Genomic DNA, 15438 nt, shown 5'->3' with positions numbered 1-15438 from the left:
GGTGAGCGGCGCGGCTGCGACCAAAGCCGCCGCCGCTTTAGAAGATCCCGAGAAACTTCTTCTTCTGCCCCTTCTTCTCCGCCTCGGACGCCTTGCCGTCCTCGCCCTTGGCGGTCGTCCCGCGGCCGACATCGTCGCGCGTCTCGCCCTTGGTCGTCCGCTGCGCCTTGGCGGTCGCGCCGGCCAACACCGGGCCGCAGGCGGTGGCCTTCGCATCGCCGACATCGACGAACGCGAGCACACCCGCGACCGGCGTCGCCACCAGCGCGAGGCCCAGCCCGGTACCGACGCGGGCGAGCAGGTCCTTCGAGACCACGCTCATCTTCGGTGCCGCGAACACGCCGCCGAACCCGACCGGCGACTGGCCCGCAAACAGGCTGAATTTCTTCGAATCGGCGCGGAAGGCAAGGTCGACCGCCTCGTTGCGGAAGCTGAACCCGCCGCGCCCGACGATCACGTTCTTCTTCGTGTCGATCAGGATCGGGTCCGCCGCCGCCACGCCGCCGCGCACGGTAAAGCCGATCAGGCCGCAATTGACCTGGACCGGCTCGTCGAGCTTGCCTTGGAACATCCGCTGCGCGAACGTGCCGATGTCGAGCTCGGCGAGCTGGACGTTGCGCACCGACAGTGCGCCCGACGGCATCACGAACGCGATCCGGCCGCGTGACGAGGCTAGCGAATCATGGATCGAATCGCCGCGCCCGTCGAGCTTGATCCGCCCCTTGATCGTCCCGGTCGTCCCCGCCTCGGCAAGCCCATAGCCCTTGAGCAACCGCCCCATAGGCGTCGGTGCGAGGCGAATGTCGTAGGACACCGCGCTCGGCCGCGATCGCGTGTCGAAGACTGCGTCGGAGGCGACATTGCCGCGCGCCATCGCAAACGTCAGCGGCGACAGCGCCAGCCGCCCGCGCTCGAGGTCGAGCGTCAGGTCGACGTTCGAGATCGGGATGTTCTTCGACCGGACCACGCCGATCGTCCATTTCAGGTCGGCATCGAAGATCTGCATCGTCTCGACCGGGAAATTCCCATCGGGCAACAGGCGTTGCGCGCCCGCGCCGGTCGCAGCGGCGGCCGCCACCGCGCCGCGGCTTTCGACGATGTCGGGATTGTAGCCGATGAACGGCGCGGCATCGACGATGTCGAGGCTCTTGGTCGCCAGCACCGAATCGAGATGGATGCGTTCGCCATTGGTGATCGTCAGCTTGCCCGCCAGATCGGTCTTCCCCGCCACGCCGGTGATCCGCGTGAAATGATATTCCTCGCCCTGTTTCACGAGCTGCCCGCGCAGCCGATAGGTGCGTGTGTTCGGGATCGCGACGTCGATCACGCCGAGCAGGGTCGACAGGTTGGCGCCGCGCGCGGTCACCGCGAGCGGCACGTTCTCGACGTCCGCTATGCTCGGCAGCGTGCCGGCGACGTCGATCACGTTGCCCGCCGCGCGCATCCGCGCGACCAGCTTGTTCTGTCCCCGATTGGCGGTCGCGTCGGGCGACAGCAGCTGCGCGGTCACCGTGAACGGCGTCTCGCGCAGCTGGCCGGTGCCCTTGAGGCCGACCGCGCGGCCGATCGTCGCATCGACCGAGCGGATGTCGGCGACGTCGAGATTGGCGAGCACGCGCATTCGCGGGTCGAGATAGCGCACGCTCGTCCCCGTCACCGTCGCCACGTCGATCCGCGGGAATTCGAGCGGCTCGCCGCCCTTCTTGTCGCTGAACGTCCAGCTGTTGGCGGTATGCGCGGCATTCCATTCGAGATCGACCGTGCCGTTGACCAGGTCGAGCCAGTAGAGCCGCCGCTTGCCGAAGATCAGCGACAGCGGCGCGATCCGCGTGTCGAGCTTGTCCGCCTGGAACAGGTTGGGCCGGCTCGCCCAGTCGGGGTTGGAGAGCGTGAAGCGCTCGGCATAGAATTTGATTCGGAACGGCGCGAAATAGAGCTGGAAATCGCCGCCGACGGTCACCATGCGGTGGGTCATCGACCCGACGATCCGCTCGAACGGATGCTTCAGGAAGCGACCCTTGGTGATGTAGAGTACCAGCCAGATCGCGGCGATCACCGCGACGATCCCGATCAGAATGTTGCGCAGGATCCGCCGTTTGCGCCTCTTCTGCGCCGCGGCGGGCGGGGGGGCGTCGATCGGCTGCGTCGGGCTGGCGTCCATGATAAGCCTATCGCATGGCGGGCGTAGCGGTTCCACTATGGTCGGATGCCGCATTAATCCGGGAATGCGACTTGAGATTTCGGACCGATGCGGGTATCGGCCCCGCTTCCTCGAAGGGATGCGCGTTCGACGAATCGCCCGGCCAGTGTGGGCTGCCGCGGCGATTTCAGCGTTTCCCTTCGTAACCGAAAGGATAAAAATGCCCAAGCTGAAGACCAAGAGCGGCGTCAAGAAGCGCTTCAAGCTCACCGCCACCGGCCTGCTCAAGCACGGCGTCGCCGGCAAGCGTCACCGTCTGGCGCATCACAACGGCAAGTACATCCGTCAGAACCGCGGCACCAAGCTGCTGTCCAAGGCCGATACCGCAGCAGTGAAGGCCTGGGCGCCTTACGGCCTGCGTTGAGCTGAGAAGGAATTAGACAATGGCACGCGTAAAACGGGGTGTTACCACCCGCGCCAAGCACAAGCGTATTTTGGTTCAGGCGAAGGGCTATTATGGCCGTCGCAAGAACACGATCCGCATCGCCCGTCAGGCCGTCGAAAAGGCCGGACAGTACGCTTACCGCGACCGCAAGGTTAAGAAGCGCACCTTCCGTGGCCTGTGGATCCAGCGCATCAACGCCGGCGTCCGCGCCGAGGGTCTGACCTATTCGCAGTTCATGCACGGCGTGAAGCTGGCGGGTATCGAACTCGACCGGAAGGTCCTGGCCGATATCGCCATGCACGAGGGCGCAGCCTTCAGCGCGATCGTCGCACAGGCGAAGGCAGCACTCCCCCAGGCCGCGTAATTCGCGACTGAGGTTGGGTTTGAAAAGGGCGCCGGTGGGAAACCACCGGTGCCCTTTTTCGCGTTTGGGGAAATCGAAACTCCGCGATGGTGATCATCCGCCCGCCCCAACGGGTCATTCCCGCGCAGGCGGGAACCCATAAACTCCGAACCGTTGTGATTACTGCGAGCGTCAGCCAATATGGTTCCCCGCCTCCGCGGGGATGACGAGATCGGGGATGACGGTACGAGGGGATGGCGGATGGACTGGCAGCCTTGCGTCTACATCCTCGCGAGCGGCCGGCACGGCACGCTGTACATCGGCGTCACCTCAAACCTGCTCGGCCGCATCCACCAGCACCGCGAAGGCTTGATCAAGGGCTTCACCTCCCGCTACGGCATCCACCGGCTCGTGCATTACGAAATGGCCGAAACGATGGAAGCGGCGATCACACGCGAGAAGCAGCTGAAGAAGTGGAATCGCGACTGGAAGCTGCGACTGATCGAAGCGACAAACCTCGATTGGGATGATCTCGCGATCGGTCTGGGGTTTGCCCCGCTCCGTCATTCCCGCGAACGCGGGAATCCATAGCGGCAGCGTCGGTGGTAGCCGCGAGGCACGTGCGTAATGCCTTTCGCAGGGGCAACGAAGTTAGGATGTGAGACAGTGACGCAAGACCTGAACCAGATGCGCGAACACATGTTGGCGGCGATCGCCGCGGCATCCGGCCTCGACGCGCTGGAGGCGTGCCGGGTCGAGGCGCTCGGCAAGCAGGGCACGATTACCGCGCTGCTGAAGACGCTGGGCAAGATGACCCCCGACGAGCGCCTCGTGCAGGGCCCGGTGATCCAGGGCCTGCGCGAAGCCGTCGCCAATGGCATCGCAGAGCGCAAAGCGACGCTCGAACGCGCCGCGCTCGACGCGCGCCTCGCCAGCGAAACGCTCGACATGACGCTGCCCGCCGACGCGCCCATGCCCGGCACGATCCACCCGGTCAGCCAGGTCATGGACGAACTCGCCGAGATCTTCGCCGACTTGGGCTTCGCGGTCGCGACCGGGCCCGAGATCGAGACCGACTGGCATAATTTCTCCGCGCTCAACATCCCCGAGACGCATCCGGCGCGCGCGATGCACGACACCTTCTATCTCCAGCAGGGGATCGACGCGAAGGCCGCGGGCACCGCCGACGAGAAGACGACCTTCTCGCTGCTCCGCACGCACACCTCGCCCGTCCAGATCCGCACGATGTTGAGCCAGAAGCCGCCGATCCGCATCATCGCGCCGGGCCGCACCTACCGCTCGGACTCGGACGCCACGCACACGCCGATGTTCCACCAGGTCGAGGGCCTCGTGATCGACAAGGGCATCACGCTCGGCCATCTGAAGTGGACGCTCGAAACCTTCGTGAAGGCGTTCTTCGAGCGCGACGACATCGTGCTCAGGATGCGCCCGAGCTACTTCCCGTTCACCGAACCCTCGGTCGAGATCGACGTCGGCTACACGCTGGTCAAGGGCAAGCGCGTCGTTGGCGGCGCCGAGCCCGATGGCTGGCTCGAGATCCTGGGCAGCGGCATGGTCCATCGGAAAGTGATCGAGGCGTGCGGGCTCGACCCCGACGAGTGGCAGGGCTTTGCGTTCGGCTGCGGGATCGACCGGCTCGCGATGCTCAAATACGGCATGGACGACCTCCGCCCATTCTTCGACGGCGATATCCGCTGGCTGAAACATTATGGTTTCTCGAGCCTCGACGTCCCCACTCTGTCGGCCGGAGTCGGCGCATGAAGTTCACGCTCAGCTGGCTCAAGCAGCACCTCGAAACCACTGCCACGCTCGACCAGATCGTCGACGCGCTGACGCGGATCGGCCTCGAGGTCGAAGGCGTCGAGAACCCCGGCGAGAAGCTTGCCGCCTTCAAGATCGCCAAGGTCCTCACCGCCGAACGCCATCCGCAGGCTGACAAGCTCCAGATCCTGTCGGTCGACGCCGGTGACGGCCCGCTCCAGGTCGTCTGCGGCGCGCCGAACGCGCGCGCCGGGCTGGTCGGCGTGTTCGGTGCGCCCGGCGCCTACGTTCCTGGTCTCGACGTGACGCTCAAGCTCGCGAGCATCCGCGGCGTCGAATCGAACGGCATGATGTGCTCGACGCGCGAGCTGGAACTCGGCGAGGATCATGACGGCATCATCGAGCTGCCCGAGGACGCGCCGATCGGCACGCCGTACCCAGACTATGCCGGGCTCACCGATCCCGTCATCGACGTCGCGATCACCCCCAACCGCCAGGACTGCATGGGCGTCCGCGGCATCGCGCGCGACCTCGCCGCAGCGGGGATGGGCACGCTCACGCCGCTGATCTTCGATACGTTCACGAGCGAGGGCGCAGGCCCCGACGTCCGCACCGAGGACACCGCCGGCTGCCCCGCCTTCTTCGCGCAGACCGTCACCGGCGTGACCAACGGCGAGTCCCCCGACTGGATGCGCCGCAGCCTGCTCGCGATCGGGCAGAAGCCGATCTCCGCGCTCGTCGACATCACCAATTACCTGATGATCGACCTCGGCCGCCCGCTGCATGTCTATGATCGTGCCAAGCTGTCGGGCGGCCTCGTCGCGCGGAAAGCAAAGGACGGCGAACAGGTCGTCGCGCTCAACGGCAAGACCTACACGCTCGACAAAACCATGACCGTCATCGCCGACGACGTGGCCGTGCACGACATCGGCGGCATCATGGGCGGCGAGCATTCGGGCGTCTCCGCGGACACCACCGACGTGCTGATCGAATGCGCCTATTTCGATCCCGACCACATCGCGCGCACCGGCCAGAAGCTCACGCTCACCTCCGACGCGCGCAGCCGGTTCGAACGCGGCGTCGATCCGGCGTTCCTCGACGACGGCCTCGCGATCGCCACCGCGCTCGTGCTCCACGTCTGCGGCGGGACTGCGAGCGCCGTCACGCGCTCGGGCGAAGCGCCGTCGGAGCCGCGCGTGATCCACTACGACCCGCGCCTCAGCGCGGATCTCGGCGGCCTCCACGTCGCCCCCGAACGCCAGGCACGCACGCTGTTGTCGCTCGGCTTCACGATCGGCGCGATCAAGAGCGCCGATGCGTTCAGCGACGCGCTATTCTCGACGATCGAGGGCAAATGGCCGGTCACGGTCCCGAGCTGGCGCCGCGACGTCGACGGTCCCGCCGATCTTGTCGAGGAAGTCGTCCGGATCGAGGGCATCGACAGCATCCCCTCGACGCCGCTGCCGCGCCTGCCCGGCGTCGCCAAGCCGACCGCGACGCCCGAGCAGAAGCTCGAACGCCGCGCGCGTCGCGCCGCTGCCGCCCGCGGCCTCGACGAAGCGGTGACGTGGAGCTTCCTCTCGGAGGCCGAGGCAGCCCCGTTCGGTGGCGGCGCCTGGACGCTCGCCAACCCGATCAGCGAGGACCTGAAGGTCATGCGCCCCTCGCTGCTCCCCGGCCTGCTCGCCGCGACGGGGCGCAACCTCAAGCGCGGCCAGCAGAGCGTCCGCCTGTTCGAGATCGGCCGCCGCTACCTCGCCGACGCCGAACGCGCGACATTGGGCGTGGTGCTGGCGGGCGACCGCCGCCCGCGCGGCTGGCGCGACGGCAAGGCCGCGAGCTTCGACGCCTATGATGCGAAGGCCGAAGCGCTCGCACTGCTTGCTGCTGCCGGCGCACCGGTCGACAATCTCCAGGTCATGGGGGAGGCGGGCGATGCCTGGCATCCGGGCCAGTCGGGCACGCTTCGGCTCGGACCGAAGACGGTGCTGGCAAGCTTCGGCATGCTGCATCCGTTGGTGCTGAAGGCGTTCGACCTCGACGGCGCGGTGGCCGCGGTCGAGATCTATCTCGACGCGATCCCACCCAAGCGGGCCTCAGGTTTTGCGCGTCCCGCCTACACGCCGCCAGCGTTGCAGGCCGTCCGCCGCGACTTCGCGTTCCTCGTGCCGGCGGCGCTCGCCACCGACGCGCTGGTCCGCGCGGTGAAGGGGGCGGACAAGGCCGCGATCGTCTCGGCGCGCGTGTTCGACGTGTTCACCGGCCAGGGCGTCGAGGACGGCCACAAGTCGGTCGCGGTCGAGATCGTCCTGCAACCCACCGCCAAGAGCTTCACCGACGAGGAGCTGAAGGCGGTGGCGGACAAGGTCGTCGCGGCGGCGGCGAAGCAGGGCGCGAGCCTGCGCGGGTAACGCGCCCCAACACCCTGTTCGTCATCCTCGCGAAGGCGGGGATCCATACTGGCTGACCAATCGATTCTATCGAAAGCGCTGTCATTCTGGATCCCCGCCTTCGCGGGGATGACATGCAAGGTAATGTACAGAATGGCCGACCGTAGCGGAGCACCGACATGACCGACCTGATCACGATCGCCAACGACCACCTCACCGCGCAGATCAACCCACTGGGTGCCGAGCTCACGTCGCTCAAGGACGCAGACGGCCGCGAGCTGATGACCAATGCCGACCCGGCCTATTGGACCGGCCACGCGCCGATCCTCTTCCCCGTCGTCGGTCGCCCCTACCGCGACACGATCCGCGTCGACGGCACCGAATATTCGATGAAGCAGCACGGCTTCGCCCGCCGCATGGTGTTCGCCGTGTCCGAGCAGCAGCCCGGATCGGCCGCCTTCACGCTCGAGGCGACGCCCGAGACGCGCGCGGTCTATCCGTTCGATTTCCGGCTGACGGTGACGTTCGCGCTGGTCGACGCGACGCTGAGCGTCGACGTCGCGATCACCAACCCCGCCGCGCAGCCGCTTCCGGCGAGCTTCGGCTTCCATCCCGCCTTCGCCTGGCCGCTGCCTTACGGGGAGGATCGCGCCGACCACCGCATCGTCTTCTCGGCCGACGAGCCCGATGCGCTGCGCATGATCGCCGACGACGGCACGATCGCGGAGGGGGAGCGGCCCTCGCCGCTGGAGCGGCGGACGCTGCGCCTGCAGGACGCGCTGTTCGCAAAGGATGCGCTGGTCTGGGATTCGGTCCGGTCCGACTCGGTCACCTATGGCGCCGAAACCGGCCCGCAGCTGCGGATCGATTTCCCCGACACGCCGATGCTCGGCATCTGGACCAAGCCCGGCGCCGCCTATGTCTGTGTCGAGCCGTGGCACGGCATCGCCGACCCCGAAGGCTATGACGGCGACTTCCGTGCCAAGCCTGGCGTGTTCGAGATCCCAGCAGGCGCCACAAAGCGCATCGCACTCCGCGTAACGCTGCTCCGCTAAAAGCCCCTCCCTTTCAGGGAAGGGGTTGGGGTGGGGCATAGCCGCAAGCGCCACGCCCGTGGTGAGACCCCGCCCCCAGCCCCTTCCCTGAAGGGGCGGGGAGCAGCTATCGCCGCGATTGCACCCCCTGTCCTCCGGCCCCCGCATCTGCCAAGAGCGGCAGCATGACCGCCGGACTCCCGGCCCAACCTTCTTTGCGAGCCCCGACTCGGCTCCCCGGACCCACGCCATGACCCAATTTCCCCGCCGCACCTTCGCGATCATCTCGCATCCCGACGCCGGCAAGACCACGCTGACCGAAAAGCTGCTCTATTTCGGCGGCGCGATCCATCTCGCGGGCGAGGTGAAGGCGCGCGGCCAGAACCGGCGCGCGCGATCCGACTGGATGAAGATCGAGCAGCAGCGCGGCATCTCGGTCACGTCGTCGGTGATGACGTTCGAGCGCCAGGGAATCACCTTCAACCTGCTCGATACGCCGGGCCATGAGGACTTCTCCGAGGACACCTACCGCACGCTGACCGCGGTTGATTCGGCGGTCATGGTGATCGACGCTGCCAAGGGCATCGAGCCGCAGACGCGCAAATTGTTCGAGGTCTGCCGCCTGCGCAACGTGCCGATCATCACCTTCGTTAACAAGGTCGACCGCGAGGGGCGCGATCCGTTCTCGCTGCTCGACGAGGTGGCGGAGATGCTTCAGCTCGACGTCTGCCCGATGAGCTGGCCGATCGGCATGGGCGGCGAGTTCGAGGGGGTGTACGACCTCTACGCCAACACGTTGAGCCGCCCCGAAGGCGACAGCCGCGAGTTCATGGGCAAGGCGATCCCGTTCGCGGGCATCGACGACCCCAAACTTGCCGAGATCCTCAGCCCCGAAGGGATCGTCCGCCTGAACGACGAAGCCGAACTCGCACAGGGCGGCTATTCGAGCTTCGATGCCGACGCCTATCGCGCAGGCAATCTGACGCCGGTGTATTTCGGCTCGGCGCTCAAGGACTTCGGCGTCGCCGAGCTGATCGCAGCGCTCGCCGACTACGCCCCGCCACCGCGCGCGCAGCCCGCCGAGCCCGCCCCCATCTCCCCCGACGAAAGCGAAGTCACCGGCTTCGTGTTCAAGGTGCAGGCAAACATGGATCCCAACCACCGCGACCGGATCGCGTTCATGCGGCTGTGCTCGGGCGTGTTCAAGCGCGGTATGAAGCTGACGCCCACGGGCCACGGCAAGCCGATCGCGGTTCACTCGCCGATCCTGTTCTTCGCGCAGAATCGCGAGCTGGCGGACGAGGCGTTTCCGGGCGACATCATCGGCATCCCCAACCACGGCACGCTGCGCGTCGGCGATACGCTCAGCGAACGCGCCGCGATCCGCTTCACCGGCCTGCCGAACTTCGCGCCCGAAATCCTGCGCCGCGTCGTGCTCAAGGATTTCACCAAGACCAAGCAGTTGCGTAAAGCGCTCGATGACATGGCCGAGGAGGGGGTGACTCAGGTCTTCTACCCCGACATCGGCTCGAACTGGATCATCGGCGTCGTCGGGCAGCTTCAGCTCGAAGTGCTGCTCTCGCGCCTCGACGCGGAGTACAAGGTCGCGGCCGGGCTCGAGCCGGCGCCCTACGAGACCGCCCGCTGGATATCGGCGGAAGACCCGCAGGAGCTCAAGACCTTCGCCGAGATCAACCGCGGCGCGATGGCGAAGGATCGCGACGGGAACCCGGTGTTCCTCGCCAAGAGCGCGTGGGAGGTGAACTACATCGCCGAACGCTATGCGAAGATCCGCTTTGCCGCGACGCGCGAGCGGTAACGCCCGCTCGACCGCACTCCGTCGTCATTCCCGCCTGCACGGGGATGACGAACCGGCAGGGATGCGGATCAGTCCGCGGCCAGGGCCTCGGCGAGCATGTCGCGGATCGCGCGCAGTGCCGTGATCGGCGGCTCAGCGGGCGCAAGGATCTCGGCAGCGACCGCGGCCGGTGCGCCCTTTTCCGCGGCCAGCAGCTGCTGGACGCCGCGCACGGTATAGCCGTCGCGATTGAGCAGCTGATCGATCCGGCGCACCAGCGCGACGTCCTCGACGCGGTAATAGCGACGATTCCCGGCACGCTGGAGCGGTCGGAGCTGGGGAAAACGCGTTTCCCAATAGCGCAGGATATGCTGTGGCAAGCCGGTATCGTTCGACAGTTCGCCGATGGTCCGGAATGCGGTACTGGCCTTGCCGGAACTGTCCGGCATCGCGTGCCTCAGCCTGCGCCGACGATGCGTTCGCGCATCATCTGGCTTGCGCGGAACGTCAGCACGCGGCGCGGTGCGATCGGCACCTCGACACCCGTCTTGGGGTTGCGACCGATGCGCTCGCCCTTGTCACGCAGGACGAACGTACCGAAGCCCGAAATCTTGACATTCTGGCCGCTGGTCAGTGCTTCGCACATCTCGGTCAGGATCTGTTCGACGACTTTAGAAGCATCCGATCGCGAAAGTCCGATTTCGCGATGAAGCGATTCGGCTAGATCGGCTCGTGTCAGCGTACCCGTCATTGTCATTCCGAAACTCCCACACCCATTGCGGTACCTACACAAGCAGCGTGTTCATCGGAAGAGCTTTATCGGACAAATTGCAACTGGCTTTCAGTTGCGTTTAGAAGCGGATGACGGCCGCACCCCAAGTAAAGCCGCCACCCATCGCCTCGAGCACGACGATCTGGCCCTGCTGGATCCGTCCGTCACGGACCGCCACGTCGAGCGCGAGCGGTACCGACGCCGCGGAGGTGTTGGCATGCTGGTCGACGGTGACGACGACGCGCTCGGGGGCAAGGCCCAGCTTGCGCGCGGTCGCGTCGAGGATCCGGGCATTCGCCTGGTGCGGCACGACCCAGTCGACCTGGTCCGCGGACAGGCCCGCCATCGCCAGCGATTCGGTCATGACGGCGGCAAGGTTGGTCACTGCGTGACGAAACACCTCGCGGCCCTTCATCCTGAGCTTGCCGACCGTCCCGGTCGTCGAGACGCCGCCATCGACATAGAGAAGCTGGTTGTGTCGCCCGTCGGCATGCAGCTTGGTGGTCAGGATCCCGCGACCGTCCGCATCGGCAGTGTCCTGCGCCTCGAGCACGATCGCGCCCGCACCGTCGCCGAACAGGACGCAGGTCGTGCGATCCTCCCAGTCGAGGATCCGGCTGAACGTCTCGGCGCCGATCACCAGCGCGCGCTTGGCGACGCCGCTGCGGATCATGCTGTCGACGACCTGGACCGCGTAGAGAAAGCCCGAGCAGACCGCGGCGACGTCGAACGCGACGCAGTCGTCGATGCCGAGCATCGCCTGCACCTTGGTGGCGCTGGCGGGGAAGGTCTGGTCGGGCGTCGCGGTGGCGAGCACGATCAGGTCGATGTCCTGCGCGTCCACGCCTGCTGCAGCGAGAGCCGCGCGGCAGGCGTCGGCGGCCAGAGTCGCGGTCGTCTCGCCTTCGCCGGCGATATGGCGGAACCGGATGCCGGTGCGCTCGACGATCCATTCGTCGCTGGTGTCGACCTGTTCCGCCAGCTGCGCATTCGAGACGCGGCGGACCGGCAGAGCCGATCCGGTGCCGGTAATGACCGAACGGATCATGCGGCTTCCTTGACGTTGCCCAGATCGTCGCTGATCCGGCGGACGAGGTCGTTTCTCACCATCTTGGCGGCATTGCCGATCGCCGTCGCCACGCCGCGCTCATTGGCGCCGCCATGGCTTTTGACGACGATGCCGTTGAGCCCGAGAAACACCGCGCCATTGTGATTATTGGGATCGAGATGATCGCGCAGCAATTCGGTCGCGGGCTTCGAAATCAGGAAGCCGAGCTTCGACCGGACCGAGCTGCGGAACGCGCGCTTGAGCAGGTCGGCGACGAATCGCGCGGTGCCCTCGGCGGTCTTGAGCGCGATATTGCCCGAAAAGCCGTCACACACGACGACGTCGACATCGCCGCGCGACAGGCGGTCGCCTTCGATGAAACCGGTAAAATCCATGTCGAGCTTGGGCGTCGCGCGCAGCATGGCGGCGGCCTCGCGGATCTCGTCAGTGCCCTTCATGTCCTCGCTGCCGATATTGAGCAGCGCGACACGTGGGTGGGCGATTTCGAGCGCGGTCCGTGCATAGGCGCCGCCCATGATCGCGAACTGGACGAGGTTGCGCGCATCGCACTCGGTATTCGCACCGAGGTCGAGCATCACCATGTCGGTGTCGCCAAGCGTCGGAAGGCGCGCGGCGAGCGCCGGGCGATCGATGCCCGGCAGCGTCCTGAGCGACAGCTTCGCCATCGCCATCAGCGCGCCGGTATTGCCGCTCGAGACCGCAGCTGCGGCACGCCCCTTTTTGACGAGATCGATGGCGATGCCCATCGATGTCGTCTTGGCGCGACGAATCGCCTGGCTCGGCTTGTCGCTTGAGCCAACCACCTCGGGGGCATGGACGATCTCGGAATTGAGTTCGAGATTCGGATGGGCTTTGAGCCCATCGCGAATCGCGGTTTCGTCACCGACCAGCAGGAAATGCATGCCGTCAAACTGGCGTCGCGCACGCGCGACACCCGCCAGCATTACCGCCAGCCCGTCATCGCCACCCATCGCATCGACGGCGATCCAGGCGCTGTCGGGCATGCTCACGTCCTTCGCTCAGGTAAGGGCTCAGCCCTCGACCGAAAGGATTTCGCGACCGTTGTAATGGCCGCAAGACGTGCAGAGGTTGTGCGGGCGCTTGAGTTCGCCACAGTTCGGGCACTCCTGAAATGCCGCGATCGTCAGCGAATCGTGGCCACGGCGCATGCCGCGCTTGGAGGGCGAGGTTTTTCTCTTGGGGACGGCCATTTCGGCACCTTGTTCTTTATAAAGGTCGGGGCTCCGATAGGCCCGGACGAAGGAGTCGGCAACCGACTGTTAAGGTCGGCCGCGTGAGCTACCATACGGCCTGACGCATCGCGAAGCGTGGCGCTATAGCGATAATCGCCTGCGTTGCAAGCATGGTGGCACAGTGGCACGACCCGCGCACACCGGAAACATCGAGGAATAAGCTGCATGATCCTGCCCGTAACCCTGACGATCGCTGCTGCGGCCGCGGTCATCAATCTCTGGCTGGCCTTCCGCATCGTGCCGACTCGCCTCAAGGACAATGTCCTGCTGGGCGACAATGGCAATCCGGTCCTGCAGGGGCGGATGCGCGCGCAGGCGAACTTCGTCGAATATGCGCCCTTCATCCTGATCCTGTTCGCGCTGATCGAACTGGGTGGCGGATCACCCCGCTGGTTGTGGATCGCCGGAGTCGTTTTCGTTGTCGCGCGAATCGCGCACGCCTTCGGCATGGACAAGACGACGTCGAACCTGCCGCGCGCGGGTGGTGCACTCGCAACCTGGGCGCTGATGGCGCTGCTCGCGGGCTGGGCGCTCGCGATCGCCTATCAGGCCGGTGCCACGCCGTCGGTCACGACGTTCCAGACCGCACCGATCGAGGGTCGCGCATGAGCATCGTCCGGAATGTCGCCGCCCTCCTCGCCACGCCGATGCTGCTCGCGGTCGCGACGCCCGGCCTTGCGAAGGACGGCCTGGCGCAGGACGCCATCTCGCCCGAGCGCCTGTCCGCCGATGTCAGGACGCTGGCGTCGGACGCGTTCGAGGGGCGGGCACCGGGAACCGCGGGCGAAACCAGGACGATCGACTGGCTCATCGCGCAGTTCAAGGCGATGAAGCTGTCGCCGGGCGGGCCGGACGGCAGCTGGACGCAGGCGGTGCCGCTGGTCCACACGCGCCTGGGGCAGGGCAGTGTGCGCGCCGGGGCCACGCCGCTGGTCCAGGGCCGCGACGTCTATCTCAGCACGGTGCGCGGGGTCGACCGCGTCGCGATCGCCGACGCGCCGATGGTCTTTGTCGGCTACGGCGTCACCGCGCCCGAACGCGGCTGGGACGACTTCAAGGGTCTCGACCTGAAGGGCAAGGTCGCCGTCTTCCTGGTCAACGACCCCGATTTCGAGGCGGTGGCGGGCGACGATGCCAAGGGCCGGTTCGGCGATCGCCGCATGACCTATTATGGGCGCTGGACCTACAAGTTCGAGGAGGCCGCGGCGTGGCGCGGTGGCGGCGCTGATCGTCCACGACACCCCGGGTGCCGGCTATGGCTGGGCGACGGTCACCGCACCCGCGGGCGAGAATTACGACATCGTCCGCGAGGATCCGGCCTCGCGCGTGCTGCTGCAGGGGTGGATTGAAGGGGCCGCCGCAACCCGGCTCTTTGCCGCCTCCGGTCTCGACCTCGCCACGTTGCGCAAGGCCGCGCGGCGCAGCGATTTCCGCCCCGTCGCGCTGAAGCAGCGGTTCACGACCGACCTTCCCGTCCGTCATGACACGGCGGAGAGCCGCAACGTGCTGGCGATGCTGCCCGGCAAGACCCGTCCCGACGAAGTGGTGATGTTCGGGGCGCACTGGGATGCGTATGGCGTCGGCGCGCCCGATGCGCAGGGCCGCACGATCCGCCCGGGCGCCAATGACGACGCGCTCGGCGTCGCGGGCGTGCTCGGCCTTGCCCGCAGCTTTGCCGCCGCGCCGCGCACCGACCGCAGCCTCGTCTTCGCGCTGTGGAGCGGGGAGGAGCGGGGGCTGCTCGGGTCGGAAACCTATGCGGTGAAACCGGTCTATCCCGCGGCGAAGACGGTCGCCAACCTGACGCTCGACATTCTCCAGACGGCGGGGCCGGCGCGCGACGTCCTGCTGGTCGGCGCGGGTCAGAACAGCCTCGAGGACATGCTGGGCGATGCCGCGAAGGCTCAGGGCCGGGTGGTGACTCCGGAAGCCCTGCCCGAACGGGGGCTGTTCTACCGCGCGGATCATTTCTCGGTCGCGCGGCGCGGCGTGCCGACGCTGTTGCTGATGGCGATCAGCGGTGCGTCCGACCTCGTGACGGGCGGCAGACCCGCGGGGCAGGCGTGGCTCGACGGCTATATGAAATGCTATCACCAGACGTGCGACGCCTGGAGTGCGGACTGGGATCTGCGCGGCGCGGCGCAGGATGTCGGTCTGTTCCGGACGATCGGCACGAAGCTGGCGAACAGCCGGCTCTGGCCGGAATGGCGCGACGACTCCGAATTCAAGTCGGTTCGCGCTGAAAGCGCGGGGGAGCGGAAGTAGGGCTCAACCCACACTCGCTACCACCCCGGCGAAGGCCGGGGCCCAGTTGGGAAGGTTGCAGTAACGGCGCGCTACCTCCGCCAATCTTGGTCCCCCAACTGGGCCCCGGCCTTCGCCGGGGTGGGGTGATTGGCGCGTTGGACATCT

Annotated in this window: 14 protein-coding genes and 1 pseudogene; 9 read left to right on the top strand and 6 right to left on the bottom strand. The window is 66.8% G+C overall.

The genetic code is table 11. The features are described from left to right. Positions 1-37: 37 nt before the first annotated feature. A complete protein-coding gene (locus GV027_RS11465; protein ID WP_159511957.1) occupies positions 38-2161 on the bottom strand; it encodes an AsmA family protein in 2124 nt (707 codons plus the stop codon). A 199-nt stretch (positions 2162-2360) separates the two neighbouring features. On the opposite strand from GV027_RS11465, the gene rpmI reads away from it, so the two are divergent. The 7 genes from rpmI (at position 2361) to GV027_RS11430 (ending at position 9953) form a co-directional block, all read left to right on the top strand. Then, positions 2361-2564, top strand: a complete 204-nt coding sequence (gene rpmI, locus GV027_RS11460) for a 50S ribosomal protein L35 (protein WP_031395289.1) — start codon at positions 2361-2363, stop codon at positions 2562-2564. A gap of 19 nt (positions 2565-2583) precedes the next feature. Further along, entirely contained in the window at positions 2584-2949 is a 366-nt protein-coding gene (rplT, locus tag GV027_RS11455) for a 50S ribosomal protein L20 (RefSeq protein ID WP_031395288.1), read from the top strand. 240 nt (positions 2950-3189) lie between these two features. Further along, positions 3190-3519 (top strand): GIY-YIG nuclease family protein, encoded by a 330-nt coding sequence (locus GV027_RS11450; RefSeq protein WP_159512876.1) that lies wholly within the window; start codon positions 3190-3192, stop codon positions 3517-3519. 96 nt (positions 3520-3615) lie between these two features. Beyond that, positions 3616-4710, top strand: a complete 1095-nt coding sequence (gene pheS / locus GV027_RS11445) for a phenylalanine--tRNA ligase subunit alpha (protein ID WP_192141248.1) — start codon at positions 3616-3618, stop codon at positions 4708-4710. Next, entirely contained in the window at positions 4707-7121 is a 2415-nt protein-coding gene (gene pheT / locus GV027_RS11440; RefSeq protein WP_159511955.1) for a phenylalanine--tRNA ligase subunit beta, read from the top strand. The genes pheS and pheT overlap by 4 nt, the downstream gene beginning before the upstream one ends. 158 nt (positions 7122-7279) lie before the next feature. Further along, complete coding sequence (locus GV027_RS11435) at positions 7280-8155, top strand: aldose 1-epimerase family protein (protein ID WP_159511954.1); 876 nt, start codon at positions 7280-7282, stop codon at positions 8153-8155. 229 nt (positions 8156-8384) lie between these two features. Next, positions 8385-9953, top strand: a complete 1569-nt coding sequence (locus GV027_RS11430; protein ID WP_159511953.1) for a peptide chain release factor 3 — start codon at positions 8385-8387, stop codon at positions 9951-9953. A gap of 68 nt (positions 9954-10021) precedes the next feature. Here GV027_RS11430 and GV027_RS11425 read toward each other — a convergent pair whose 3' ends face one another. The 5 genes from GV027_RS11425 to rpmF form a co-directional block, all read right to left on the bottom strand. Further along, entirely contained in the window at positions 10022-10381 is a 360-nt protein-coding gene (locus tag GV027_RS11425; RefSeq protein WP_159511952.1) for a MerR family transcriptional regulator, read from the bottom strand. An 8-nt stretch (positions 10382-10389) separates the two neighbouring features. Next, the gene (locus tag GV027_RS11420) at positions 10390-10689 is read right to left on the bottom strand and encodes an integration host factor subunit alpha (protein ID WP_031395326.1); all 300 of its coding nucleotides are present in this window, start codon (positions 10687-10689) and stop codon (positions 10390-10392) included. A gap of 94 nt (positions 10690-10783) precedes the next feature. After that, a complete protein-coding gene (locus GV027_RS11415; protein WP_031395325.1) occupies positions 10784-11752 on the bottom strand; it encodes a beta-ketoacyl-ACP synthase III in 969 nt (322 codons plus the stop codon). Beyond that, positions 11749-12777, bottom strand: coding sequence for a phosphate acyltransferase PlsX (gene plsX, locus GV027_RS11410; protein WP_159511951.1), 1029 nt, complete (start codon positions 12775-12777; stop codon positions 11749-11751). Before plsX ends, GV027_RS11415 begins: the two co-directional genes overlap by 4 nt. 27 nt (positions 12778-12804) lie before the next feature. After that, a complete protein-coding gene (gene rpmF, locus GV027_RS11405) occupies positions 12805-12984 on the bottom strand; it encodes a 50S ribosomal protein L32 (protein ID WP_031438822.1) in 180 nt (59 codons plus the stop codon). Between the two features lie 207 nt (positions 12985-13191). On the opposite strand from rpmF, the gene GV027_RS11400 reads away from it, so the two are divergent. Beyond that, the gene (locus GV027_RS11400) at positions 13192-13635 is read left to right on the top strand and encodes an MAPEG family protein (protein ID WP_056406758.1); all 444 of its coding nucleotides are present in this window, start codon (positions 13192-13194) and stop codon (positions 13633-13635) included. 38 nt (positions 13636-13673) lie between these two features. After that, positions 13674-15291, top strand: a pseudogene (locus GV027_RS11395) (M28 family metallopeptidase). Positions 15292-15438: the final 147 nt, after the last annotated feature.

Source organism: Sphingomonas sp. T1 (assembly GCF_902506585.1).
Classification (GTDB): Bacteria; Pseudomonadota; Alphaproteobacteria; order Sphingomonadales; family Sphingomonadaceae; genus Sphingomonas; species Sphingomonas aerolata.
Note: the sequence above shows the minus strand (reverse complement) of the source record. Positions and strands in the feature narration are given on the sequence as shown.

Bases quoted from the DNA above. Each gene is read 5' to 3' on its own strand.
- plsX (WP_159511951.1), bottom strand. From the start codon at position 12,777: ATGCCCGACAGCGCCTGGATCGCCGTCGATGCGATGGGTGGCGATGAC.
- GV027_RS11465 (WP_159511957.1), bottom strand. From the start codon at position 2,161: ATGGACGCCAGCCCGACGCAGCCGATCGACGCCCCCCCGCCCGCCGCG.
- GV027_RS11430 (WP_159511953.1), top strand. From the start codon at position 8,385: ATGACCCAATTTCCCCGCCGCACCTTCGCGATCATCTCGCATCCCGAC.
- GV027_RS11435 (WP_159511954.1), top strand. From the start codon at position 7,280: ATGACCGACCTGATCACGATCGCCAACGACCACCTCACCGCGCAGATC.
- rpmF (WP_031438822.1), bottom strand. From the start codon at position 12,984: ATGGCCGTCCCCAAGAGAAAAACCTCGCCCTCCAAGCGCGGCATGCGC.
- pheS (WP_192141248.1), top strand. From the start codon at position 3,616: ATGCGCGAACACATGTTGGCGGCGATCGCCGCGGCATCCGGCCTCGAC.
- pheT (WP_159511955.1), top strand. From the start codon at position 4,707: ATGAAGTTCACGCTCAGCTGGCTCAAGCAGCACCTCGAAACCACTGCC.
- GV027_RS11415 (WP_031395325.1), bottom strand. From the start codon at position 11,752: ATGATCCGTTCGGTCATTACCGGCACCGGATCGGCTCTGCCGGTCCGC.
- rpmI (WP_031395289.1), top strand. From the start codon at position 2,361: ATGCCCAAGCTGAAGACCAAGAGCGGCGTCAAGAAGCGCTTCAAGCTC.
- GV027_RS11400 (WP_056406758.1), top strand. From the start codon at position 13,192: ATGATCCTGCCCGTAACCCTGACGATCGCTGCTGCGGCCGCGGTCATC.
- GV027_RS11450 (WP_159512876.1), top strand. From the start codon at position 3,190: ATGGACTGGCAGCCTTGCGTCTACATCCTCGCGAGCGGCCGGCACGGC.
- GV027_RS11425 (WP_159511952.1), bottom strand. From the start codon at position 10,381: ATGCCGGACAGTTCCGGCAAGGCCAGTACCGCATTCCGGACCATCGGC.
- rplT (WP_031395288.1), top strand. From the start codon at position 2,584: ATGGCACGCGTAAAACGGGGTGTTACCACCCGCGCCAAGCACAAGCGT.
- GV027_RS11420 (WP_031395326.1), bottom strand. From the start codon at position 10,689: ATGACAATGACGGGTACGCTGACACGAGCCGATCTAGCCGAATCGCTT.